The following is a 25,780-nucleotide window of genomic DNA, read 5'->3' on the forward strand; positions in this document are numbered from 1 at the left end:
TGCCCTGAAACAGGCAACCGGCTTTTTAGATTAGGATGATACTAACGGATAATCTCGATCCGTTTGTCTTGCGGGAACCACATGACATAAGCTCCTAAGGCTTCCGAAACGTAACGCAGCGGCACCATGATTCTGCCGTCAATCGCCTGCGCAGGTACGTCCATGCCTTCAATCAATTCTCCCAAAGTCATGGTCAGCACTTTACCGTCAAGCGTAATGGTAGCTGTTTTGGTTGCGTGGTCCCACTTGACTTCAGCACCCATGGCTTCCGCTACAGCCCGGATCGGCACCAGGGTTCTTTGCTCCTGGATAACAGGCGGCACATCGTTTTGCTTAGCAAGTGTTCCAATTGAATACTCCTTGCTGTCAACCTTGAACGTAATCTTGGTGACCGAATCGGCCTTAACGATGCTGTACAAGCTGAAGCTGTCCGTATAGAACTCAAAGCTATTCGTTGCCGGGATATAGATCCCGCCAAGCTTGATCGTCTTATACGTGCCGTCTGCCTGAGGTACGAATCGAACCGCTGTCAGGTTGGTCGTATCACCGGTCAATCCTAGCTCCTTCAAGTTAATCGTGACCTTGACCGGTTCAGCGAAGCTCTTGATTCTCGTGCTGGTGCCGTTCGAATAATTCAACTGGGCAATCAGGTCCAGAACCTTCCCGCCGAGCGGCTGCATGCCCGCCTGATCCAGCTTGGCTCCTGCCAACACCTCATCGGTTTTGGACTTCTCTGTCATAAGTATTCCTAACTCCAGGGAAGTACCTAATCCTAGTTTCAGCTCCGGTACGTTTAAGCCATTCTTACCAAAATCAATTACACCAAGCGTAGATTCAAGAATAACCGGCTTGGCAGCCTTCATGATCTCTTGAACCTCAGACGCAGCTGTTTTTACCGTGCCTTGTCCCGTTTCAACTGTGTTCAGTCCATCTGTAATTTTGGTAGAGGGCTGTGTCACAGGCTGTGTAGCTGCCGGTGGGGTATAGTTGCTAACCGGCGGTGTATACGAATCTACCGGTGCAGTCTTGATTACAGCTGCCCGGAACGTATTATAAGCCGCTGTTAATTGCTCATTAGCCTTGTCAATCTCTGCTTGTGTTGCCGCCGTACGGATGACATTTTCCGCCGCCGTAATTGCGGCTTGCAGGATTGCTTTGGAACCCGCCGGATACTGTCCTACGCCGTTGCCCTCTGTGCTTTCATTTAAAAGAGTTGTCGCTTCGGTAATTTGGGCTTGAATCTCTCCGGCATTTCCAGCCTTGATGACTGCCGCTTCAAAGGCTGCCACCGCGGCTTCCAACGTCGCTTTCACTGCGTCGATTTGTGCTTGTGTTGCCGGGTGATCAAACACTTCCTTAGCTGCCTGGATGGCTGCTTTCAATACGTCGACCGCTTCGGCCGGATACTGGCCTACGCCTTCGCCTACTGGTACATCAACCAGCAATGTTTCTGCTTCGGTCACAGCTGCGTCAGCCTCTTCGCTGTTGCCTTCTTTATTCACTGCAGCTTCAAATGCAGTGATTGCCGCTTCCAACGTAGCTTTCGCTTCGTCAATTTGCGCTTGTGTGGCTGGGTGTTCAAACACTTCCTTCACTGCCTTAATGGCTGCTTTCAACACGTCGACCGCTTCGGACGGATATTGGCCTACGCCTTCCCCTACTGGCACGTCGACCAGCAATGCTTCTGCTTCGGTCACAGCTGTGTCAGATTCTTCGCTGCTGCCTTCTTTATTCACTGCATTTTTGAAAGTTGTGATTGCCTCTTCCAATGTTGCTTTGGCTTCATCAATCTGAGCTTGTGTTGCCGGGTGATCAAATACTTCCTTAGCTGCCTTGATTGCTGCTTTCAACACGTCGACTGCTTCTGACGGGTATTGGCCCACGCCTTCGCCTACAACGCTGTTTTTCAGTAACGTTTCTGCACCGGTTACGGCTACGTCAGCCTCTTCGCTATCACCTTTTGTATTCACTGCAGCTTCAAATGTACTGATTGCTGCTTCCAACGTTGCTTTCGCTTCGTCAATCTGCGCTTGCGTTGCCGGGTTTTCGAACACTTCTTTCGCTGCCTTGATTGCTGCTTTCAATACGTCGACAGCTTCTGACGGATATTGGCCTACGCCCTCGCCTACTGGTACATCAACCAGCAATGCTTCTGCTTCGGTCACAGCTGCGTCAGCTGCTTCACTGCTACCTTCTTTATTTACCGCAGCTTCAAATGTTGTGATTGCTGCTTCTAATGTAGCTTTGGCCTCATCGATCTGCGCCTGAGTTGCTGGATGTTCAAACACTTCTTTGGCTGCCTTGATTGCTGCTTTCAATACGTCGACTGCTTCTGACGGATATTGGCCTACGCCCTCGCCTACTGGTACATCAACCAGCAAAGCTTCTGCTTCGGTTACAGCTGCATCAGCTTCTTCGCTGCTGCCTTCTTTATTAACCGCAGCTTCAAATGCAGTGATTGCCGCTTCCAGCGTCGCTTTGGCCTCATCGATCTGAGCTTGCGTTGCCGGGTGTTCAAACACTTCCTTAGCTGCTTTGATGGCTGCTTTCAACACATCAACCGCTTCTGACGGATATTGGCCTACGCCTTCGCCTACTGGTACATCGACCAGCAGTGCTTCTGCTTCGGTCACAGCTGCGTCAGCTTCTTCGCTGCTGCCTTCTTTATTCACCGTAGCTTCAAATGTTGTAATTGCTGCTTCTAATGTAGCTTTGGCCTCGTCAATTTGTGCTTGTGTTGCTGGATGTTCAAACACTTCTTTGGCTGCCTTGATGGCTGCCTTCAACACGTCGACCGCTTCAGACGGATATTGGCCTACACCTTCCCCTACTGGCACATCGACCAGCAATGTTTCTGCTTCGGTCACAGCTGCGTCAGCTTCTTCGCTGCTGCCTTCTTTATTCACCGCAGCTTCAAATGTTGTGATTGCTGCTTCTAATGTAGCTTTGGCCTCATCGATCTGCGCCTGAGTTGCTGGATGTTCAAACACTTCTTTGGCTGCCTTGATTGCTGCTTTCAATACGTCGACTGCTTCTGACGGATATTGGCCTACGCCCTCGCCTACTGGTACATCAACCAGCAAAGCTTCTGCTTCGGTTACAGCTGCATCAGCTTCTTCGCTGCTGCCTTCTTTATTAACCGCAGCTTCAAATGCAGTGATTGCCGCTTCCAACGTTGCTTTGGCTTCATCAATCTGAGCCTGCGTTGCCGGGTGTTCAAACACTTCCTTAGCTGCTTTGATGGCTGCTTTCAACACATCAACCGCTTCTGACGGATATTGACCTACGCCATCGCCTACTGGTACATCAACCAGCAATGCTTCTGCTTCGGTTACAGCTGCATCAGCTTCTTCGCTGCTGCCTTCTTTATTTACCGCAGCTTCAAATGTTGTGATTGCTGCTTCTAATGTAGCTTTGGCCTCATCGATCTGCGCCTGAGTTGCTGGATGTTCAAACACTTCTTTGGCTGCCTTGATGGCTGCTTTTAACACATCGACTGCTTCTGACGGATACTGGCCAACGCCTTCGCCTACTGGTACTTCGACCAGCAGTGCTTCTGCTTCGGTCACAGCTGCATCAACTTCTTCGCTGCTGCCTTCTTTATTCACTGCAGCTTCAAAAGCGGTAATTGCCGCCTCTAATGTTGCTTTGGCTTCGTCAATCTGAGCCTGCGTTGCAGGGTTTTCGAACACTTCCTTGGCTGCCTTGATAGCTGCTTTTAACACGTCGACCGCTTCTGACGGATATTGGCCTACGCCTTCCCCTACTGGCACATCAACCAACAAAGCTTCTGCTTCGGTCACAGCTGCATCAGCTTCTTCGCTGCTGCCTTCTTTATTCACTTCAGCTTCAAATGTACTGATTGCCGCTTCCAACGTTGCTTTGGCTTCATCAATCTGAGCCTGCGTTGCAGGGTTTTCGAACACTTCCTTGGCTGCTGCAATCGCAGCTTCCAGTATTGTTTTGGCTGCCAGCGGGTACTCACCTACGCCTTCGCCTACAATGCTGTCTCTCAGCAGCGTTTCTGCGCCGGTCATAGCTGCATCAGCTTCTTCACTACTGCCTTCTTTATTCACCGCAGCTTCAAATGCCTTGATTGCTGCTTCCAATGTTGTTTTGGCTGTATCGATCTGCTCTTGTGTCGCTGGTTGTTCAAATACTTCTTTGGCTGCTGCAATCGCAGCTTCCAGTGTTGTTTTGGCTGCCTGCGGATATTCGCCTACGCCTTCACCTACAACACTATCTTTCAGCAACGCTTCTGCTTCTATCACAGCTGTTCCTGCTTCTTCGCTGCTGCCTTCTTTATTCACCGCAGCTTCAAATGTCTTGATTGCTGCTTCTAATGTAGCTTTGGCTGTATCAATCTGCACCTGAGTTGCCGGGTGTTCCAACAATTCCTTAGCTGCTGCAATCGCTGCTTCCAGTCCTGTTTTGGCTGCCAGCGGGTACTCACCTACGCCTTCGCCTACAATGCTGTCTCTCAGCAGCGTTTCTGCGCCGGTCACTACCGCATCAGCTTCTTCGCTACTGCCTGCTCCATTTACCTTAGCTACAAATGCGGTAATTGCCGCTTCTAATGTTGCTTTGGCTTCATTGATCTGCGCTTGTGTCGCTGGTTGTTCCAGCACTTCCTTAGCTGCTGCAATAGCAGCTTCCAGTGTTGTTTTGGCTGCCTGCGGATATTCGCCTACGCTTTCACCTACAACACTATCTTTCAGCAACGCTTCTGCTTCTATCACAGCTGTTCCTGCTTCTTCAGTATCGCCAGCCTGTATCTGCGCCTTCTTAAACACATCGACCGCATCTACAAGGGCTTGGTAAGTAGCACCAAGCTTCACTTGCGAAGAAGGTTTATCGACCACAATAATCGCTGCATCAAATACTGCCTCCAATGCTGCTATTGCCTCAGCCGGATATTGTCCAACTCCGGTTCCTGCTTTGCTGGCCTCCAAAAGCCTGCCTACCTCATAAATTTTTTCGAGAGCTTTCGAGATATTGCCCGCTGGAATTATTTTAGCGATGAAAATACCTGCGGCATCTATCAGTTCCTCATAAGCCTGATCAATCTCCTGCTGGGTAGCCGGTTCGCTGATCACATTCGATGCTGCCGTAACCGCTGCCTGCAAAATCGCTTTTGAACCTGCCGGATATTCTCCTGCGTCATCCCCCTCTTTGCTGTTGCTCAAAAGAGTGGTCAAATCCGTAATGGCCAATTGAAGATTTGTGCTGTCCCCGGCACGAACTACGGATTTCTGAAAATCTTCAACCGCATCTGCAAGTGTTTGGAGTGCTTCCTCTATTTCTTCTTGAGTTGACGGTCCGCCTGCTACTATGTTTGCCGCCTCAATGGCTGTCATGAACAACTCTTTGACTTCCGGCCAATATTGCCCTGCACCGTAGCCCTCCGGGCTAGCATCATAGAGTGTCATTGCCTCCGATAACGCGATTAGAAGCGGGGCATACTCGCCCTCCTGAATCTTAGCATTTTCGAAAGCTTCGATTGCTTGTACCAAATCATGATGGGCATCATCAATCTGTTGCTGTGTCCCGGGGGAATCCATCAGAGACTCGGCAGCTTCAACAGCCTTATCCAAAGCATCGAAGGCTTCTGACGGATACTCTCCAGGGCGATCACCCTCTGCGCTAAAACTCAAAAGATTTCTTGCTGCTTCAATTTTGAGTTGGAGCTCTGTGCTGTTCCCTTCCTTGATCACCGCAGCTTCAAAAGCTGCAACTGCGTTGTTCAGAGTTAGGATAGCCTCATCCATTGCTACTTGAGTCGCTTCTTCATTTGCCAAGTTTTCTGCATCTGTAATCGCGGATGCCAGTAAGTCCATGGCTTCTAGCGGATATTCTCCTACAGCATTTCCTTCAGTACTTCCCTCCAAAAGGATTTTCGCCTCAGTAATTGCGGCTTGTAGTGCTGTATTGTCTCCAGCCTTAATTACAGATTCTTCGAATTTCTCCATTGCATCCGATAATGCCTGGAGGGCCTTATCCAGTTTGGTTTGGCTGGCTAGATAGGTCGCTATTTCATTAGCTAGCTCTATAGCTTCATCAAAGTCATTAAATGCCGCATCTGGGTATGCACCGATCCCATCGCCTCGTGGACTTTCCCGATATAGGGATCGCGCTTCTATAACTTTTTCTTGAAGTTTAAGGTAATCTCCCATTTCGACCGCTGCAGCATAAAAGGTTGTAATTGCAGCATTTAGTGTTTGAGTTGCCGCGTCAATCTCAGCTTGCGAAGCTGCTGACTTGTCGATCAGAACTTTAGCAGCGTCAATGGCTGCCTTCAAAGCCGTTTTTGCTTCAGCCGGATATTCTCCAAAATCAGTGCCAACTCGGCTCATATTGTAAGCAGATGTCGCGTCGTCAATTTTGCCCTGTAACGCTGTTTTATCTACTGCCTTGATTTCTGCAGCTTTAAAGGTCGTGACTGCTGTTTCCAGCGCTTGCCGCGCTTCATCAAGCTCGACTTGCGTCATCGGTCCGCTGATTGCCGTTTCCGCCACACCAATTGCTGCTTCAAGTGCATGCATAGCATCAGATGGGAATTGACCAGCACCCTCTCCTACTGGACTATTATCCAGGAGCTCTTTCGCATCAATGATGGTTACGTGAAGGAATAGCTGATTTCCTTGTACGAGGACAGATGCCTTGAAATCCGCCAATGTATTATTCACAGAAGTTAACGCTTGATCAACCTCAATTTGTGTAGACATCAGGTTGATTAACGTATCCCACGCAGCATCTATGGAGCTTTGGAAGATGTCCTTCGAATCTGCCGGATATTGTCCAACTTTGGTACCTACTTCACTGGCATCCAAAAATGCCCGGGCAGTCTCGATGCCAGCCTGGAGCGCTACTTTATTAGTATCGGGATTCTTTGAATCCTTAAAAACCTGTAGTGCATTCACCAAATTTTCATAGGCTTCATTAATTTGTGCTTCGGTCCCTGAATTCCTAATCAGAACATTTGCTGCATCGATGACACTGTACAAATCTGTGTAAGCTGATGAAGGATACTGTCCTGGTCCATCTCCTTCCGAAGCAAACCTCAGGAAATCCCATATCTCACCAATTTCCTCCTGGAGTACCGAGGTATCTCCTTCCTTAATTTCAGAGTCTATGAATTTTGTAATTGCGGCATCCAAAGCTTGATAGGCAGCATCTAGCTCAGCTTCGGTAGAGGTGGGATTATTCCATTCTTTAGCCGAAGTAATAGCAGCTCCTAACGTATCTCTTGCCTCAGCCGGATATTGACCGAAGTCAGTCCCCACAGTAGTATAATCGAATATCCTTTGCGCATAGCTAATCTTGGCCTGAAACGGTGTCACTGCTGCCGCGCGAAATATCTCTATGGCATCGGATAACATTTGATGTGCATTTTTAATCTCTGCTTGATTATCTGAATAGTGGTACACATCTACTGCTTGCATAATGGCATCGTTTAAAGCGTCTTTTGCTTGTCTTGAGTATTGTCCTTCGCCATCTCCCTCAAGACTATATAGATAAAGGTCGGATGCCTCGATAACTTTTAAATACAAGTCATCCCTAGTGATCTCGGGACTTTCTGGTTCTTCCGGCTCTTCCGGTTCCTCCGAACCGTATAATTCACGCGGGATAGAGGTGCTATATAAGCCGGTAAGAGCATAAGGATTCATGCCCTGCGGATAATAGTACCATTGGTAGCCCCGATTGGTGGATATATAATACTCTATCGTATAGGCTTCCATTTGTTTAAATTCGGGATCAGCCAAATTAACGGTGTACGTATCGCCGTCCACATGGGTTAATTGGCCCATACCCTTCACTATACTTAATCCATCGGAAGTTAATTCTGACCTGTAATAGACATTGATTGTTGGAACTTCGCCTTCCTGCAACTGCGTAATCTTGAATGTAGCGGGTATATTGTCGAAACTGGTAACAACAGGCGGGGTGTGCTCGACTATAGCTGCTGTGGAAAAGTCCGGCGGATCAGCCAACTTAACCGTCAAAGCTCCTTCCAACGAGTTCATGTCAATAACCTCGGGGTATTGCAGGAATCCCCCATCTTCATCTAACATAGTGAAAAAATAAGTCATTTCATACGCATTGAATTCTCTTATCTTACTCTTGACTTGATAGGTAATGTCAGCAGAAAATACTGAACTATTGTCGTCTTCCCGCGTCAGGCTAATAATGTCACCCGGCACCATACCATAGGCATGCTTAAAAAATGTTCTTATCTGTACATTGTGAATTCCGCCATCCAGTGCCGTTGCACTTACGATGAGATGATTAAGATCACTTGTATCCAGCGGCGTAGGGGCTATTCTTGGCTGCGCCGGTTGCGGAGTACCCCCACCTGAATTCACAGTAATAGTATGAGTAGTATAAAAATTATCCGGCAATACAGCTTTGATGGTAATCGTTCCAGCTGGTGCTCCTTTATCAACGAACAGTGTATTGCCCACAATCCGCTTGCCTACCGAATTTTCTTCCACAATGGATAATTGAACATAATCTGGAGGATAAGACGCCTCCCCGTACTCAAAGGTAACAAGTATCTCTGCCTCATACGATTCATCCGTAACATCAATAGTATCCTCCAGGTCTCTCAATCCAGCAGGAGTATACTTCATAATATTTGCATCCTCTTTCAATACCAGATCAGCCGCATGTATCAAGCCCGTCGGTATGACCATGGCAAACACTAGCAACAAGGCGATAATCCGTTTAAATCTCAATGCCTTTTCCTCCATTATTTTCATTTTTTCTACATTAATTTATTCTACACGACAGCGCTAAACGTAGAATAAACAAGAAAACCGCCACGAAGAGTGGCGGCATGAAGTAATGGATGATGGAGGTTCTTAGAAAAACACAGTGAAGCTTAGATACCTTAAGTAATCTTTACAACGTTAAACTTCATAATCTTTCCATATGTATGATGTCATGGTATAATCGCAGCAGCAATGGAAGGCTTGCAAGGGCGGTCGGCTAATCTCCCGGGAGGGAGGTGAAGCCCATGGAGGTTTATCAAGCACTGTCACTGATGTTCATGTTCGGAATGTTCATTATCGCGCTGCTAAATTACCTCAAAAAGAAATAGACCGCCCTGTCCAAAGGATTCGGTCTATCTCATGACTGCTATTCCGAAAGCCGCCGCCCTTAAAAGCGGCTATTGCTCCGAGAGTCGTGTTAGCCGCACGGCTCTCTTTGTATTCTACGTTTTTTCTGCCTTTACTATACCACAAATCATTTCATAAAGTAAGAATATGTAATGGGGATTGATATTTCACAACAGGTTCCCAGCATTAATCCAAATTCATAGCCTCAGCCCACTCCTCCGGCGGAGTGAAGTACGCATCATACTCCTTCAGCGCCTCCGGCGACTGCTGCTCTCTCCATTCCCATAAGTGCATCAAGTAATCTTCACCATCCCCCATTCTCCAGCCAATGCTGAACGGCTCAATTTCGGGATACACCAGCCATTGCGGCAGCAAGAATTCCGGCACATATTCATCTAATCCGTTCCGAATCTCCATCAGCAGCTTGCCCAGCATATTGCCGCCTTGGCCGTTACCGCCGTCTCCCCAGTAGGCATCATTGGCCGTATGTTCAACTAAGGTACAATCGCCCGTCGACAACAGGATGGACTTTATAGCGGGATGCTGCTCAACCTTAGCCATCAGCGCTTCTCTCATAACCTCAACCTTGCATTCTTCCCAATCGGAACGAAGCGGCTTACTCCGGTCCCGCCCCAACCGTGCTGTCTCCATCGGCGTTCCGGCGAGCCGGACCTCTTCCTCATGCTCAGTGCCTGCGAACTTCTGCGCCTGAAAATAATGCTCCGTGGTTGCCCACGCCTTGCCTTTTAACACTATGGGGTACTTGGCAAAATTAGAGAAACAACCGTAAGGCTTATCTGTTTCATAGAAGCGTATAAAGCGTTCTTCGGGATTGAGAGCCAGCAGCTTTCTTCTGTTGTCTTCAAGGATCTTCTGGATGTGTTCCGGGGTGTTCATAAAGAGCGTGCCTCCTTGTCCGAATATCATCTAACCGTCATTCAAGTTCATAGTAAATCTACAAAAACGCGCCGAAATACAACTCTACCGCCTCCTGAGAATAACCGTCTTCCCCCTGCCACTCCGCCATAGAGTTAAAATCAGAACTCCCGCCTCTGCGCTTCCGGGGTGTGTCCCGCGGTACCAGCACTCCGGCATAGCCCCAGATCTCCATGATCACATCCCGTTCATTCTTACTGGAGAGAATCACGTCCTTCCACCGCTTCTCCAGCATCCGCGCACTCTCATGGTCCGCACAATCCCGTATCGCTTCGAGCATCCCGGAGAGTATGGCAGTATCCTCGGCGGTAACCTCGAACTCTTCTTCTTTACTGAATAATTCAAGGTCCAGCCAGCAGTATAAAAGCCAGTTCAGACGAATCCCGCCCCATTTGACCCGTTCGAAATTCAGCACATTCAGATCATTATTTATATATTCCCGGTCAGACATTAATCTGTAAAAGTTACAATCCCCGCAGCTGCTATAATTGGGCCGGACTGAACTCCGCTGCTCATAGGTATGTACAGGTAAATCGGAAGTCAGGGCCCAGCTGGATAAGGCACTCCGCAAATGCACATTCTTCGTCGACAAACTGTGCAGGAACGCGGCCGCTACCCGCTCCTTGGTAATCGTCTGATGCAGCTCATACAGCCGCAGGACAATCTCGTCATGAGTAATCGTCACAGGATCGAACATCAGACCTTTGCTTTTGGCATAGTCGAAATCCTCACCGGTGAAGGCAGCAGGACTATTCTTCCAGCCGGCGGAGGTCCAGAAGGTGTTCATAAGGATTTTCTTTGCTTTGTTGTCCATGGGATCACTTCCTCGGGTTTGGCTTAAACCGCTCTATAGCTTAGTTCTATAGCTTCTATATAATTACCTGTTTTGCGGAACTTTGACTAAGCTTACTTCTCTCTATCTGCATAAAATAATAGACCGCCAGGAGGCGATCTACTTATTACTGCCGATAAGCGAGCTTAACCGCTCCAGGAGGTCTCCACCGCCGGTTACAGAGATAGAACCGATTTTGTCGCATATCTTCTCGAGGAATTCCAGCTCCTTAAGACGGAACAGGGTCTGATTCTCGTCCATCAGCTTCGCTGTATTCAGCAGGCTGCGCGTGGAAGCCGTCTCTTCCCGGCGGGTAAGCAGGTTCGCCTGCGCCTTCTTTTCTGCGAGCAGGACGGTATTTAGGATGTCCTTCATTTCCCCCGGCAGAATTACATCCTTCACCCCCGCCCCGAGGAAACGTACCCCGAACGCTTCTTCCTTCTCCTGGATACGGGACAGAATGAATGTGGCAACATCCTCTTTTCGTTTCAGAAGATCGTCCAATTTCAGCGTCCCGACATACTCCCGAAGCAGGAGCTGAAGCTGGATGTGTATCTGCTCGTCAAAAGCCTTCATCTCCAGAACGCGTTGCGGACTTACGATTGTGTACTGGCATACGAAGTTCAGACGCAGCGAGACCTTATCTTCTGTCATCATTTCCTGGCCGACCAGATCCATCTGCTGTTGTCTTAGATCGACCGTTTTCGTCAGTACCGAGACCGGTCCCTTCCAGAAATAATACTTACCAGGCGTAAGCTCCCGCTCGAGCGTATGATCATAGAACAGGAATCCCTGCTCGTAGCTTGCGATTTCGCAGCACTGCACATACGGAGTAAGCTTCGGGATAATCGAGCGGTCGATCCCGGCAGGCAGCTCCGGCTGCCCTATATCCGTATGTACGAAGATATGCTTTCTCAGGAGGTTCCAATAAGCATACACACCCGGCTTCAGCACTTGCATGAATTGGCCATCCTCATAGTGCAGAACAATCTCATGATCCTGTACGCGTACGACATCGAGCTCCCGGAGGAGTTCATCATCCTGTAAAAATAGCTGCAGGTCTTTGCCCTCGACACTAAACGGTTTGCCAATATTCAGTACTGCCACTGTATGCTGCGACCATGAGAAGTAACGGTAGGTTCCCGGCAGCAGCCGCTTCACATAACTTCCCTTATGAAAGAGCAGACCGCGCTGGTCCGCTTGAATCGTTATTTGCTTCAACATATGTATGCCCCCTTCATGTTTGACCAATGGCTGACAGAATCCCGCTGCAGCTCAGGCGGAATCACGTTTGAGACAGGCGGCCCTGCCGGGAGGTCCGGGAGGACTACTTGAGGTCCGAGGCTAACCCATACTTCAGCCGGCCTTCGTTCCCTTCTTTCCTTGCCACAGCCTCCCAGCTACCGCACCATCGGTATCCACGGATTGCAAAGCCCTTCCGCAGTGCGCTATACCAGCCGCCAGAGATTCTGTCCATTGGTTTCCTTACTCAGATTGTGCTTCAATAGTCGCTCGATGGAAATCGAGTACTCTACCAGAATCGCTCCCAAGGCGATTGGGGAATCGAACCCCAAAGGTGACTCTTACCGAAACGGACCGTACAGGATACCGTGACATACATGCCGGCACTGCGGGATCACCTGAGATCCCCGCCTCGTTACGCCCGCCCGGATAAGAACCGGATGTATGATGAACGCGCTCGGCGTTATCTTACAGGCTCTATCATCGCTGAAATCCAGCGCAACGAACATGGCGAAAGTATTACGACGGAAGAATAAATTTCCAGAGGGGAGTCTTGGGAGGCATAGAAAAAAGCTCAAAGGCAGGGATGGGAAGCCTGCGCTTGAGCTTTTTTGGAGGATTGGGTTCGTATATTAAAATTTATTCATTCGTGGTCCGTAATGTTCATGTTCGGCATGTTCATTATCGCGCTGTTAAATTACCTCAAAAAGAAATAGACCGCCCTGCTCAAGGGAAGCGGTCTATTCTTTGACTGGTTTACCTTTAAAAGCCTACGCCCTTAAAAGCGGCTATTGCGCAGAGAGTCGTGTGTCCAGCACGGCTCTCTTTGTATTATACTTTTTTCTGCCTTTACTACCACAAGTCATTTCATAAAGTAAGAAATTCTCAGTTCTGCATTCATCGAAAACGAAATGAGTCTTCTCCAGTATTGTGTGGGTATCATGGAGCCGCCACCGTCTTTAAGACATTGGCCCCACTTGATCAAAACCCAATTTTTTCTTTAAGAAGCAGCCTGGAATCCTTGGATTGAGGAAACCATAATGGCTTAGAAAGTGTAATAGTATTACTATCTAATGTACTTAATAAATTGGACATAAAATAATTGAAGGATTGTTCTCCAGTATCATAGAATCCAAATTCAGGACTACTTTGGGTTGTATCATTCCAATGTAGGCCATAAAGCAGTCCATTCATACACAAAGATGTTAACGTTCGTGTTTGCAAAAATTGCAGGTCCGTCCCTTCATACTGCACCCTCTTATCCCGGTAAAACTCTTTAATTTTAGTGAATAATCGTTGTGCGACATTCACTGGGCCAATGTTACGATAATCCTGAAAACCAAATGAAAAGATCCCAAAATAAACACTATCAGAAGCCCGTTCCATTATTGATTGTACGGTATAAAGATTCTCTAGAGCATCTATAAGTTTCGAACCTACGCTTAAACTAGTCTTCACTTCTATTACTGCTCTAACATATTGATCTGGAATAATTACAAAGTTAGGTCCGTTAAATAGTAAAGGGGACGCTTGATCATAAATAATAATATCCAATTGCTTACTGCATGTTTCTCCATCATTTGAGAGAATGAATCCACTTGATATTACGTATTTCTTGGGGATAAACCTCTTTAATACATCTTGTAAAATAGCCTCTTTATGTGTTCCATCGGAAATCCAATGAGCATTTCCGATGATATCTCTCACTCGATTTTTCGCAACATCTAATTCCTTGCTAAAGCTCTGATAATAATTTGGCAAACTTCTCTCAACTGGCATAAGACCACCTCAGTCATCTGTATAAAAACTACTTATTGTTTTTTTGTTTAATGTCATCTACTTCAAATATTCCTAACCTCCACAACCCTACCCAAATCCACATACTGCTCATGATCCAGCTTCACCTTCACTCTGCCCTTGCGGCGCTTCTCCCGCCATTCCCGCAGTGCTTCCTCCGTCTCCAGCCGGAGCTCGGCAATCTCCAAAGCCCGGTCCAGGATATACTTACTGGTGTAGAGCACCGTATATATCCCTTGTCCGCCTAACGTAATTGGAGTAGCTAAGCTCTTCCATTCCTCAACCGTAAAGCGTACATACAGCTCCTCCTCGGTACCCGGCCGACAAGGAACTTCCTTAATCTCTTTACGCCGCAGCACCTTCCAGTCCGCTACCTTCCCTACCCAGTGAATGCCTGTTTTGGCGGGATCAATGAACTTCTTGCGGGATTGGCACATGGCAATATATTCGATTTGGGTTAGGAGCTTCTGGCTGGCAAGATTCTTAAGCGGCATATGATAAAAAGCTTTCCGCACCGCCACCGCCACCTGCTCCGGTCCCCGGACAGAGCCGACCAGCACATTTTTGCCCGCAAGCTGATTGACGTAGTATTCCTTCGTGCCGCGCGGACGAGTTGAGCGTTCATAAGCTTTTTCCGGACTATCCTGAATAATTTCAGCTAAGAATTGCTCCACCAGGCTTGTGGAATTCGGCAGGAACGGCAAGGCGCCAATGTTCAGCAGCCCGATGCTTTTGTAGAAACGGTGGGTCTTGTACCGCTCCTCATCAGGATACGGAAATAACACATACGCCCCGAACATGCTTCGCTCGTATTCCCCGGAGCCTGTCTCCTGATAGACTATCGCGTCCCGGTAGCGGTGCATCGTATTAATATCATCCTCTTCCGGTCCAGGCTGTCTATATTTCTGATGATAGGAAGTCCCCTCATACGCCGGATTCAACCGATACTTCGCATCGAAAACGTACTTATACTCCTTGATCTGACCCGCATCCTTCTTCTTCAAGGTAAGCACATTGTCAGGACGTTGACTGAGCGTTGGGGTCCTATCTGTTCCAGGAATCGTATTGTAGTACAGGATGAACTGTTCCCCATTGAGCGGATTCTCATATACCATCTGAGCAGTCTGCGAGCGGTCCAGCGTCACAAAGATCCCGTTCCGGTTCACCTTAATGATATCCTGCTTCACCAGCTTATACTTCTGCCCCAGAAGCTGATTCAGCTTAAGGAAGCACCAGTATTCATAGAGCTGCGCGACATCCTTCATGGATAGGCGAAGCAGGTCGCCTTGGATCGACAGGCCTTTGAGCAGCATGAGATAACTGCGATAGACCTCACGGTATCCAGGGGCCATCTGCAGCACCAGCGTAACGGACATCTGCTTCAGTGCTCCAGCCTCCCGCAGAAAATCAATCTTAAGTACCCGCTCCAGATGAGTGAGCATCGTGTCGATTCTTCGGATGAGCAGCGGATCTGAGGTTCGGCTGTTCTCTTTCCAGCGGCTTTTAAGCTCCTTCAGTTTGCCATGAACCCGTTCCAGCATCCAGCGGATGAACCGGTTCTCACTTGTATCATAGGCAAGGCGCTTCCGTGTCTCTATTAAGTGCGATGCTGTGTAGTTCCGGTTGCCGATGGTTAAGAAGCCATGGTCCATGTCTTCTCTTAATCGTTCAGGATGCTTCGCGAGCTCGCGGATGTTCTCTCTTCCGGCTTTTTTGACCCGGCCTGCATCCATTAATCGGCGTTCCTGGAGCAGCGCATAATTAGGATTCTTGTTGATCCGCTCAACGGCATCCAGAAGCTGTCTAAATACATGCTGTAGGATCGCGAAGAACTCTGTAAGGCTCTGATGCTGCGTCTCCCGCAATCCGGTTAGCTGGTAGGTCCGGCGCAGAAAGTCAAAGGCTAAATTATAGATCTGCCCGTTCACTTCATTCAGAATGTTCTGGTAATCCCGCTTGTAATCCATCTTCGAGGGGAAAATCTCCATCTCCACCCGCAGCAGTGTCTGCCCCTCGCCCCGGATCTCCCATTCCGTCAGCCCAACCTCATTCCCAAAGTTCAGCACACCCGCAAGGATCGAATCACCCAGGGGCTTAACCGCTTGCCGGAGCAGTACATTTTCATGATAGAAAGTAAGCTTGGCCGCCTTCTTATTCTGAATCACCAGTTCATACGACTGCGTCTCATAAAAGCAAGGAAAGGACGACTCCCCCGGCTGCCAGTCGATCAGCCCATAGGCTTCAGGCGAGAACACCTTAATCTGTACTTCACCAAGCCGCTGCGCGCAGGTAATCCCAAGCTGAGCATTCACCCACTCCTGCTCCGGGGAGCGATGCAGCTGCAACGTCTCCACCGTAGGATGATAGGGCCGCCCCTGCACATATAGCGTAAAAAGCTCCGTCTCGATACGGAGCAATTCCACCGCCTGATTAAGAGAGCCAGTATGAGGTGAATCCATCTTCCTCCAGCCTCCTCAGCATATAAGCCAGTTTACGGGCACTTTGCGGATGCTTAACCCCAGGCGGATTCTGCCCGGCAGCCCATCTCAGATAGAGCGGAGAAGCATCATCGTCCATGAGTTCTTGAACATTAACCGTAATGCCAGCAGCGCTGCCTATCGCAACCTTCATCAGGCCCAGCAGAACCCGTCGTACCGAGGAATGACTCCCCTGGATACGCGGCAGAATCTTTTGCAGCAGCTGCCAGTCGAACGCCTCTTCCTCATCCATCAGGCCAAAGCGCTCGTTATAGATCATATAGAAGCAAATCGCATCCCGCACCCGGAAGCCCACATGAGCATGGATATCCTCCAGCAGCGTATTAATCTTCACCAATCTCTCCGTTGTCCGCACAACGAGCTCCTGATGGGTATCATAAGCATCCACCAGCTGCAAATAATCAGAACGGAGGAAGAGATGATTCAGCTCATTAAGATCAGCGGGATCGCCCACGTCCTGCTCAGCACCGTGCGGATACTGCTGCAGATTGATGTAATTGAACTCCAGGGTGCTTGCGCGGTCGAGAACTTTTTTGCTAAAAGGATGCGTAGTCTCGTCCATATTCACCGTCCCGATCAGGAACACATTCTCCGGGATGCCCAGGCCGCCATAGGTCTCTCGATCCTCAGGTGTACCCAGCAAGGCACGAGAGATAAGCTCCTGCGTCTGAATCTCACTGTCCCGCCACTCCTGCGTCTCCAGCACACTTAATAGATCACTGAAATAATGCTCCACCCGGGCCAAATTCATCTCATCCAGGCAGATAAAATAAGGCTTATGCCGATTCTCCTGCTGCCGCGCCTCCACGAACACCTGCGTCATCGGACCCGGCTGGAACCTGCCCGACAGATCCTTATACCCCAGCAGATCCGCAGGATCACTCCAATCCGGCCGCACCGGAATCAAAGTATACTGCCCATTATCACGCATCGCCCCCAGCGCCTCGGCGAACAGCTTCACCAGCCTCGTCTTCCCCGTGCCTGAGATGCCTGCCAGGATGACAAAAGGCTTGGCCTTCAGCGAGAGGTAGAAGTTCTCGATTAGATGCTCAGGGAAGAAGAAGCCTTGGCGGCGGATGTGGGATTGGATTTGGTGGAGGAGACTTATAACTTCCTCATCCTTCATAGGCTCGGCTTGTTGTGGCAATAGTTCCACTTCCTCGTCAATGGCTTCGTCATCACTGGGAGCGATCGCCGATTCCACATATAGACGGTAATCTTCGATTACATTCTCAAGATCTTGAATGAGCTGCTCATCGTTCGGGACGTTTCCTCTTTCGTACTTAATGTAAGCAACCGTAGATACCTGATAGTCTTGTCCTAATCCGCTATCCACCAGACGAATGTTCTCATCCTTATTCATATTGGTCAGAGCAAGAAGGTCTAGAAGCGCTTCTTTGCGGTCTCTCAGATAAGCATAGCCGTCTCTGCGCCCCTTCTCTTGAATTGGTTTCGTTACACCCTGATTAAACGTAAGATACACAGCACTCATATCCTCAGCAAACAGATACACAACATATTCCCCATGCTGAGTCGTTTCCGTAATTCGTTTATCCAGAACTGCCAACCATGGTACCGTTGCCCAATTCCCTTGTCCAACTGAACCTTGAACCTTGTATTGCTCATCTATGAAAGGTAACGCTTTTAGCTCGGCAGGAAGTGTCTGACGAAACAATGCACCAAGTGTATGACCCGCGAAGGCTTCCATTTTGGCAGAAGTGTACTCCGCCAGGATTTTCTCCAGATAACCTTGCAAAGAGAACCGCTGCAGAGCAGCGTTGTACAACTGGAGCTCCTCGTTGGCTAGACTCTCTAACTGCGAAAGCTCCTCTTTCCCTAGCTGCCTATGAATCTGGCTATGAAAACCTATGGTGTTATCTTCTGAATTCACAAACAAAATATGAGAAAGAGCATTAACAGGACTGTTAATGATATCCTTCAGTTGACTCTTTGGAGCCTCCCTCCATTGCTCCCGCCCTGGTGGCAGATCTACCCGGTTCCCACTATCCTGTTCAACTATAAAGTAGTTAAGAAACCGCTGCTTAACGCGGTCGTACGACACGCGCTCCTGATGAAAGGCTCGTAGCTCTTCAATCAAGGATAGGATCAAAACCATCTTGTATGATTTTTGCTTACGTTTGAATATCTGTGTGATTGTTTCCGGTAATGGCATGTGAGTCCTCCAAGGTGGTTAACGATTATTATTAGTTGGAAGCTTTTCAAAATGAAGTTAGCGAATGGTTCAGTCTGTGACGTTCGACTGATTCAGTTATTCATTAAATATGGCAAAGCCTTTTCTAGTCTTGATTTACAATATTTTTCTAGTCTTGATTTACAATATGTATGGTTATTCGACAATATGGGAAAGTATCCCTTCCAGACACAAGAAAAAGGACTGTCGCCTGGACAGTCCAAAAATAAAATTTGCGTATACGTTTTTGATTCTGTCTTAATCGGAGAGAATAGAAGGAGCAGTAAAGGCATTTGCGAGCTGCATACCATCTTTTAGTCCTTGTAGATATAGACGTTCATTAAGAGCAGCTTGCTTCAATTGCAGCTTATCCTCCCAATACTCAAACTCTGGCATGTGTATAATATCCATGGAGTCAAACAACGCCTGAAAGGCCTTGCTCTCTTCTTCAAAAACATGCCTAGATTCAGATTGATATTCAATCTGTGCTGTTACCTCATTTAATCGACCTTGAATCGTTTGTACAAACCATACTGGAAAGCTCACCACATCTCCTCCAAGACAGAAGTTTAAACGAAAAGCCTCTGAATATCCGTTCTTTTCTAGATACATCTGATTAATAAGTTCATCCACTCTACGACTCTGGGCTTGAACTGCTTCATTGCCGCTTAGTGGAATTCCTTGCTCCAGTGATCTCTGGCCAAGTTCATTCAGCTTGCGCTTTTCCTCCTCATATTTCTGCATCAGATGTTGCATTACAAACCCTCCTTCCTGGAAAAGCTATGTCTGTAGACGATGTGCAGATATTTTAATGCGTTTATCGGTTTATTTTATTTTAATTCGATATTCGCATTAAAACAACAGTTACCTCGCATACAATTTGGTTAAATTGTGAGGTGACACGGAAATGAGACATCGCAAAGAGCCCCCAGGTGACAAAAACATTATCGGTACCCGAGTTGTAGCTATTCGAAAAGCTAAGCGAATGAAGCAAAAGGATTTTCTCGCCAGGTTGCAAACCTTCGGCTTAGATATTAGCCCGACTAGTTTATCGCGCTTGGAAGGTCAATATAGGCTTGTGCAAGATTATGAGGTGGTGGCTATTGCGAAAGCATTAGAGGTTTCTGTTGGAGAATTGTTGGGAGGAATTGGATAGGAGCTAGGATATTAGATATAAATCTGATTAATATGTAGCTCTATATTTATATCTCAGAAGAATAAATTACTGGAGTAACATCCAACCCAGCTTTTTATCCTTCGATATAATATTATTTTGTTATGAATGTAGGCAAGAATATTCTGCTTGATACTCTCTTGTTTTATAATTAAACACAAAAACATTTGAAAGTATTATTGTTACAAGTATTTTTATCTAACAAAAAACTTCACCCGCTCAGTAGAGCGGTTCACTAAAAGAAATATGGGGGTTAGGAATGACTACTAGAAGTAAGAGTATAAACTTATTTTTAATGGACGGAACTCCAAACGGTCGAATCAAGTCTACCCTTTCTAATTGGACAGGAGTCGCCTATAAAATTCCACGAACAGAACTAGAGAAATGTAAGGGACGTAATGATCTTACTCAAAGCGGCGTATACTTCCTATTCGGCACTTCTGATGAAAGTGGTGAAAATATAGTTTATATTGGACAGGCTGGCGTAAGAAAAAACGGAGAGGGGATTCTTTACCGTCTTCTGGAACATAAACGTAACCCAAATAAAGACTACTGGACAGAAGCTGTTGTATTCACCACCTCCAACAATTCTTTCGGACCAACGGAAATAAGCTATCTTGAAAATCGCTTTTGTGCATTGGCCTCTGAAGCAAAGCGCTACACTGTTAAGAATGCGAATGACCCTACCCCGGGTAACATTACTGAGGAAAAGGAAAGTGAACTTGAAGAGTTCATTGATTATTCTAGGATAGTTATGGGTACCTTAGGATATAAGGTATTTGAGAAACTAACAGCAACCAAACTATCTTTTTCCGAGCCTACTGCCATGTCTAACGATGGCTTGTTGTTATATTTAAAACGTAAAAGTAGAAAAAGCGGATTAATAATCGAGGCAAGTTGTAAGCAGACAAATGAGGGTTTTGTCGTACTAAAGGGGAGCCGCATTGAAATAATTAATTCTGAAAGTGTTCCACCAGGAGTTAAAGATATTCGTAAAAAAGCTACGATTGATCAAAACGGAATTTTACAGGAAGACACCCTTTTTCGTAGTCCATCGTATGCTGCAGCGTTTGTAATCGGCGGCCATGCTAATGGTCTAACTGAGTGGAAAACTGCAGATGGGAAAACACTAAAAGAGATAGAGAATAACGGGGATTTACAAATTTAATTATAATCTGCAATGATAATTCCTAAAAAACAGCCCCCCTCGCCACTCAGAATATCCATTACGCTAAACAATAAAAACTAGGGTTTCAATATTATCTATCGCCAATCAACTGCGAATATTGAAACCCTCTTTGTTCTGCATTTTACTTTTTCCACTCTACACTAGTTATCACTACTCTCCTCCCAGATTACACCATAAAACATAAGCTATTGGGTTCTCATTTACGCCAGCAAAATAACACATTGATTATTAAAGAGTTCTACCTTTTTTAGAAGGATTATGTTTTATTTCTCGTGATCAAAGTGACAGTTTAGCACCAACCAGTGAATTGTTTTTTATTAATTCTGGAGCAAAGTTTTTACCAGTTATGAACCATAAAAAGATTTGTCTATTTCCTCTTACAGTCATGAGCCTCTCCCATTTTGTTCTTTCAGCTCTTCAATATCGATTCCACCTTTAAGTACGAAATCCTTAAGCAATTTGTGCACTCTTATATTAATTCTAAATAATGGTATTATTGAATCATCCAGTTTTTCAAAGTATTCTTTTGCCTTAACTTTGTCTATAGAAGCTTTCAGATCATCGAAGCGGCCAAATTCATTGATGCTTGCCTCAGTTACATTAGCAGCCATCAAGTTGCGGAGCTTTCTTTCATTCACCCCTAAAAGTTGCGATATACGCCGGATCTGGTCATTCTTTGCTCTGAATTGGTATTCTGTGACGTATTCCCTGAAAGTTTTCCCCCTTTCCATCTTGGCATTACCGCTTTCTACATCGTGAAGAAAGATATTTGCATACTTTTGCTCTTCCTGCGTCAATGTGGCGAATGACTTATGCAAATCATCAAGCGTCTTCCGCATTTGCGATTCAACTACATTATTTTGAGTAAGGATTTTCTGAAATTTTTCAAAACGTGAGTTCATATAATCTGAGTCAATTCTCCCGGTATCAATCTCCGTTAGATAACCAACTATCTCGAAAGGAACATCGTCGCTGCCACCTCCGCTGCTGCCGCAGAACAGCTCTTTATACCGCATAGCAAGAACCAAATAAGTATTTTCATCCAGTCTCATTTCGACTTGAGTCTTTGGCTTACCATTGCCATGACTGAACGGGTATGTCGATTGATTCCATTTAAAGCCTTGAATTTTTGCAGCTTCCAGATAGTCATTGAATGATTTGAAGAGAGATGCAAATTTCCCGCGCTCCGAACGATCATCCGGCATCTTTTCAAAGTTCGGAATCCCGGAACGGGCGAACAGCTCGCTGATATCATCAAAAATTGCATTCAATTTATTTAAATTATACTCAAGCTTTTCTACAAATAATCCAATAGGCTTATCGCCAGAATAGAGTTTCACAGCTTCTTCGATACTTTGTTCCATCGTATGCGGATACCTGTAGTATCGTATAGTACCAAAAGGCTTATCCGGGCCAAATAACCGATTTGTACGAGAGAATGCCTGAATAATATTTTCATACTGAAGCTTCTTATCCATATACAGCGTGTTAATCCACCTAGAATCGAAGCCTGTAAGCATCTGGTTGACGACAATCAGAAGATCGAGCTGCATTTCAGATTTTCTTTCAATAAATTGATATGGTTTTTTGTGAGCAAACCGCGTGGCAATGTCCTTTTTCAATTTGTCGTACCTCTTCAGACTAAACTCTTGTTTATATCTAGCATTATAATCCTCGATTATTTCAACAAGACCATCCTCTTTAAAAGCTACTCCGCCGTTATTGTCGATGCTTGGGTCAAACAAGCAGGTAGCTTTTAATGTTGGTATGGCTTGTTTAATTATTCGATAATAACGGATCGCCTCCGGAATGCTGCTTGTAGCAAAGATTGCATGAAACTTGCTATTATGACTTAACGTCACCCAGTTATCTGCAATGTCACGAATAACGGTACTCCAATGTTCTTCCCTTTGATATTGGGATTTAGGTAAATAGTCCTCAATACCCTTCACGTACTCTCCATCATCACCAATATAGCCCGCCATTCTTATTTGAGAGGAATTCATGTATTTATAAAAGACTTCGCTCTTAACAGTATCAGCTAGAGCTTCTTCAACGGTAGACGCTCTCGCCCTCTCCAAAGCAACAGCCTGCCGAATATCCCTATCTCTGTAGGTCAACACTTTATAAGGATCGAATCCTAGAACATTCTTATCACGAATACCGTCGGCAATGCTGTACCTATGCAACTCGTTACCAAAGATAGTCGAGGTAGTGCTCATTTTTTTCTGGTTTTCATCCTGAATCGGCGTTCCTGAAAATCCAAAGAAAACGGCAGATGGGAAAGTATCCTTTATACCTTGAAGCATATCTCCGAAGGTAGTACGATGCGCCTCATCGACAATAATAACGATTCTCTTGGAACTTATTATCTCAATATCATGAGCGTTTAATCCGCCTTCTTCGTCTTTAATATTGCTCATTTTCTGAATAGATGTGACGATAAGCGTGTTGGAAGGATTGTCGCTTTTTAGTTTTGAAATTAATACAATGGTATCTTCCGTTGCCTGAACGGACTCATTTTCATCTGCAAAACCGCGATACTCTTTCAAGGATTGAGTTCCGAGTTCGATTCTGTCCATTAGGAAGATGACCTTATCGGCATCTTTGGAGTTTGCAATCAGTTGCGCCGACTTAAAGCTTGTCATCGTCTTTCCGGAACCTGTGGTATGCCAAACATATCCGCCAAGCCTATCTCGACCATCCCAGTTCGTTTTGGAAACACGATCAGAAATAGCATTTGCCGCATAATATTGATAACTACGCATGACTTTCAATATGCCATCGGTGTCATCAGCAACAGTGTAAAAGCCGATAAGCCGGTGTGCCATCGGAATGGAAAGCAGTGAAGAAGCAATCTTATTCCAATCTTTAATAGGCTCGTTATTAAAATCTGCCCAGCGAAAGTAGAAATCCTTGTTAAACTTTCCGTCCATTCCGGGATTAGCGAAATAAACGGTTTCTGCCGGTTCCATAGCAACAAATATTTGAATCAACGCAAATATTCCAGTGAAAACCCCTTCATAGGAATATTTTTCGATTTGATTATAAGCCTGACTGACCGAAACGCCGCTACGCTTCAACTCGATATGAATAACTGGCATACCGTTGATCAAAAGCATCAAGTCGCCGCGGCGATCATTTAATATTTTGGACTTGCTCTTATATTTAGGCTGTTGTGCGATCTGATAGCGACTTTGTCCAGCAGCGATTTCACGGCGATCGTAAATTTTAAGGCTGACTTCTTTTCCGAAGTGCAGAGTGTCATCCGGATTATCACGAACAATGGCTACAGTTCTCCCATTTATAAATCCATTTAATTTCAAAGGCGTACGTAGTGTTGTGATCTGTCCCATAATCTGTTGCATCTCGCCGCTTGTCAGAGGATAATTATTCAAACGGTCAATCCCTCTGTTGTTTTCAAAAAGAATATCCGCCCAATTTTTTATCAAATCTTCTTCAGAGGGGTTCTTTAAAACATTACATTCCCAGCCTTTATGCGACAGCACCTCAATTAAGCATTCTTCAAAATCAGATTCTTTATAAAAGACCATTGTGCGTTCACACCCTCCTACACAAACATTTTTTCGAGCATAGCTTTTTTTATATTTTTCAATTTTTCTAGCTTACGCCGATGAAGGGTGATGAGGTTTTCGATATTTCTAAAAAACTCTCCTATTAACTCTTGTTCATCTTTGCTCGGTACTTTCACTTCTATGCGTTCAATGTCTGAGCCGTTATATGATGGCAATGCACCAACTTGTGCGTAAAGTGGCAAATTAACAGTTTCAAATAACGCTTTACCGAAGTTTGTATCCCAGCTTTCGTCATATATATAAGCCATTATATTATTGTCAATTAAGAATGGAGTCCGCACAAGCCGCTTTCTATTAAGCATTATCGCAGCCCCTACTTTGGCAAAAATGATAGCTGGTACATTTTCAATAGGTTTCCATTTCTTACGTTTTAATTGATCTTTATTAACATAATTGTTCGAGATAACCATCTCATGTTCATTCCCTACACTGTTCATATCTGAAATTTTAAAGAAAGGAATACCTTCAGTCCCACCTTGTTCATCATCTGGAAAGCCAATTCCCCCTTGAGTTCTTCCTAATTCCCCCAACTGATACCGTTCCCAAGCATTGATAAATCCAGAAAAGCGAATTTCCGGAACATTCGCTCCATGCTTAGGGAACATTTTTTCGAGCATGGATTTTTTGACGATCATCAGCTTGTCATACTTACGCTGATGAAGAGAAATAAGGTTATCTAAATTATTGAAAAAAAGCATTATTTTATTTTGTTCATTAACTGAAGGAATTGTTATCCCTCTTTTTTTCCAGTCCTCAACATCAAATACCAACTTTTCAATGTCAACCCCATAGGAGCTTAGGAAAAACAACTTGTACATTTGAGGTAACTTTGAAATTAAGGATAAGAATTCGCTTGTTATGCTCTTGTTTCCAAAAGCAATTAAATATTCATTAGAAACAATGGCTCCATCCAGATTTTTAGGGACAATTCCATTTGCACCATGCACAACTTGTCGTTTTGAAATTAAGTAATCACCTGAACGTAGTTTAAAATAACTTTTTACAAGAATATCCTTCCCCTTAAAAAATCCACGAGATACAATACCTTCGTTTCGCCGCTTAACTGTAACGAGTTGGTACTCTTCTTCATCTTTCATACGAATCGGACGTTTGACTTCAGAAAGCAAATCTTCCACTCTCCTCTGTTCCCAAGCATCGGTTAATCCACTGAAACGAACATCTGGTTTTTTATCTTTTCCTGCCATA

General features: G+C 45.8%; 13 protein-coding genes. 3 read left to right on the top strand and 10 right to left on the bottom strand.

What is annotated here, in order from left to right:
* Positions 1 to 41: 41 nt before the first annotated feature.
* Entirely contained in the window at positions 42 to 8,735 is an 8,694-nt protein-coding gene (locus MHI42_RS16775; protein WP_342424519.1) for a stalk domain-containing protein, read from the bottom strand.
* Positions 8,736 to 9,016: 281 nt separating this feature from the next.
* Between MHI42_RS16775 and MHI42_RS16780 the strand changes: the two genes are divergently transcribed.
* Complete coding sequence (locus MHI42_RS16780) at positions 9,017 to 9,100, top strand: putative holin-like toxin (RefSeq protein ID WP_219214875.1); 84 nt, start codon at positions 9,017 to 9,019, stop codon at positions 9,098 to 9,100.
* Between the two features lie 205 nt (positions 9,101 to 9,305).
* Here MHI42_RS16780 and MHI42_RS16785 read toward each other — a convergent pair whose 3' ends face one another.
* The 7 genes from MHI42_RS16785 to MHI42_RS16815 all read right to left on the bottom strand — a co-directional run bounded on the left by MHI42_RS16785 (position 9,306) and on the right by MHI42_RS16815 (position 19,371).
* Positions 9,306 to 10,016 carry an NADAR family protein gene (locus MHI42_RS16785; protein WP_342424520.1) on the bottom strand — a complete coding sequence of 237 codons (711 nt, stop codon included), beginning with the start codon at positions 10,014 to 10,016 and terminating at the stop codon, positions 9,306 to 9,308.
* A gap of 58 nt (positions 10,017 to 10,074) precedes the next feature.
* Complete coding sequence (locus MHI42_RS16790) at positions 10,075 to 10,869, bottom strand: hypothetical protein (RefSeq protein WP_342424521.1); 795 nt, start codon at positions 10,867 to 10,869, stop codon at positions 10,075 to 10,077.
* A gap of 138 nt (positions 10,870 to 11,007) precedes the next feature.
* Positions 11,008 to 12,111, bottom strand: a complete 1,104-nt coding sequence (locus MHI42_RS16795) for a slipin family protein (RefSeq protein WP_342424522.1) — start codon at positions 12,109 to 12,111, stop codon at positions 11,008 to 11,010.
* Between the two features lie 999 nt (positions 12,112 to 13,110).
* Positions 13,111 to 13,908 (bottom strand): DUF6602 domain-containing protein, encoded by a 798-nt coding sequence (locus tag MHI42_RS16800; protein ID WP_342424523.1) that lies wholly within the window; start codon positions 13,906 to 13,908, stop codon positions 13,111 to 13,113.
* A gap of 62 nt (positions 13,909 to 13,970) precedes the next feature.
* Positions 13,971 to 16,385, bottom strand: a complete 2,415-nt coding sequence (locus MHI42_RS16805) for a restriction endonuclease-like protein (RefSeq protein ID WP_342424524.1) — start codon at positions 16,383 to 16,385, stop codon at positions 13,971 to 13,973.
* The gene (locus tag MHI42_RS16810) at positions 16,357 to 18,210 is read right to left on the bottom strand and encodes a DUF3578 domain-containing protein (protein WP_342424525.1); all 1,854 of its coding nucleotides are present in this window, start codon (positions 18,208 to 18,210) and stop codon (positions 16,357 to 16,359) included. Before MHI42_RS16810 ends, MHI42_RS16805 begins: the two co-directional genes overlap by 29 nt.
* Before the next feature lie 663 nt (positions 18,211 to 18,873).
* Positions 18,874 to 19,371 (bottom strand): hypothetical protein, encoded by a 498-nt coding sequence (locus MHI42_RS16815; RefSeq protein ID WP_342424526.1) that lies wholly within the window; start codon positions 19,369 to 19,371, stop codon positions 18,874 to 18,876.
* Positions 19,372 to 19,522: 151 nt separating this feature from the next.
* Between MHI42_RS16815 and MHI42_RS16820 the strand changes: the two genes are divergently transcribed.
* Together MHI42_RS16820 and MHI42_RS16825 are read left to right on the top strand one after the other, a co-directional pair.
* Entirely contained in the window at positions 19,523 to 19,771 is a 249-nt protein-coding gene (locus tag MHI42_RS16820) for a helix-turn-helix transcriptional regulator (protein WP_342424527.1), read from the top strand.
* A 277-nt stretch (positions 19,772 to 20,048) separates the two neighbouring features.
* A complete protein-coding gene (locus tag MHI42_RS16825) occupies positions 20,049 to 20,957 on the top strand; it encodes a GIY-YIG nuclease family protein (protein ID WP_342424528.1) in 909 nt (302 codons plus the stop codon).
* Between the two features lie 404 nt (positions 20,958 to 21,361).
* Here the strand turns inward: MHI42_RS16825 and MHI42_RS16830 are convergent, their stop codons facing one another.
* Together MHI42_RS16830 and MHI42_RS16835 are read right to left on the bottom strand one after the other, a co-directional pair.
* Complete coding sequence (locus MHI42_RS16830) at positions 21,362 to 24,532, bottom strand: HsdR family type I site-specific deoxyribonuclease (protein WP_342424529.1); 3,171 nt, start codon at positions 24,530 to 24,532, stop codon at positions 21,362 to 21,364.
* A 17-nt stretch (positions 24,533 to 24,549) separates the two neighbouring features.
* Positions 24,550 to 25,779 (bottom strand): restriction endonuclease subunit S, encoded by a 1,230-nt coding sequence (locus MHI42_RS16835; RefSeq protein WP_342424530.1) that lies wholly within the window; start codon positions 25,777 to 25,779, stop codon positions 24,550 to 24,552.
* Position 25,780: the final 1 nt, after the last annotated feature.

It is taken from the genome of Paenibacillus sp. FSL E2-0178, from assembly GCF_038593005.1.
GTDB classification, from domain to species: Bacteria; Bacillota; Bacilli; order Paenibacillales; family Paenibacillaceae; genus Paenibacillus_AQ; species Paenibacillus_AQ phytohabitans.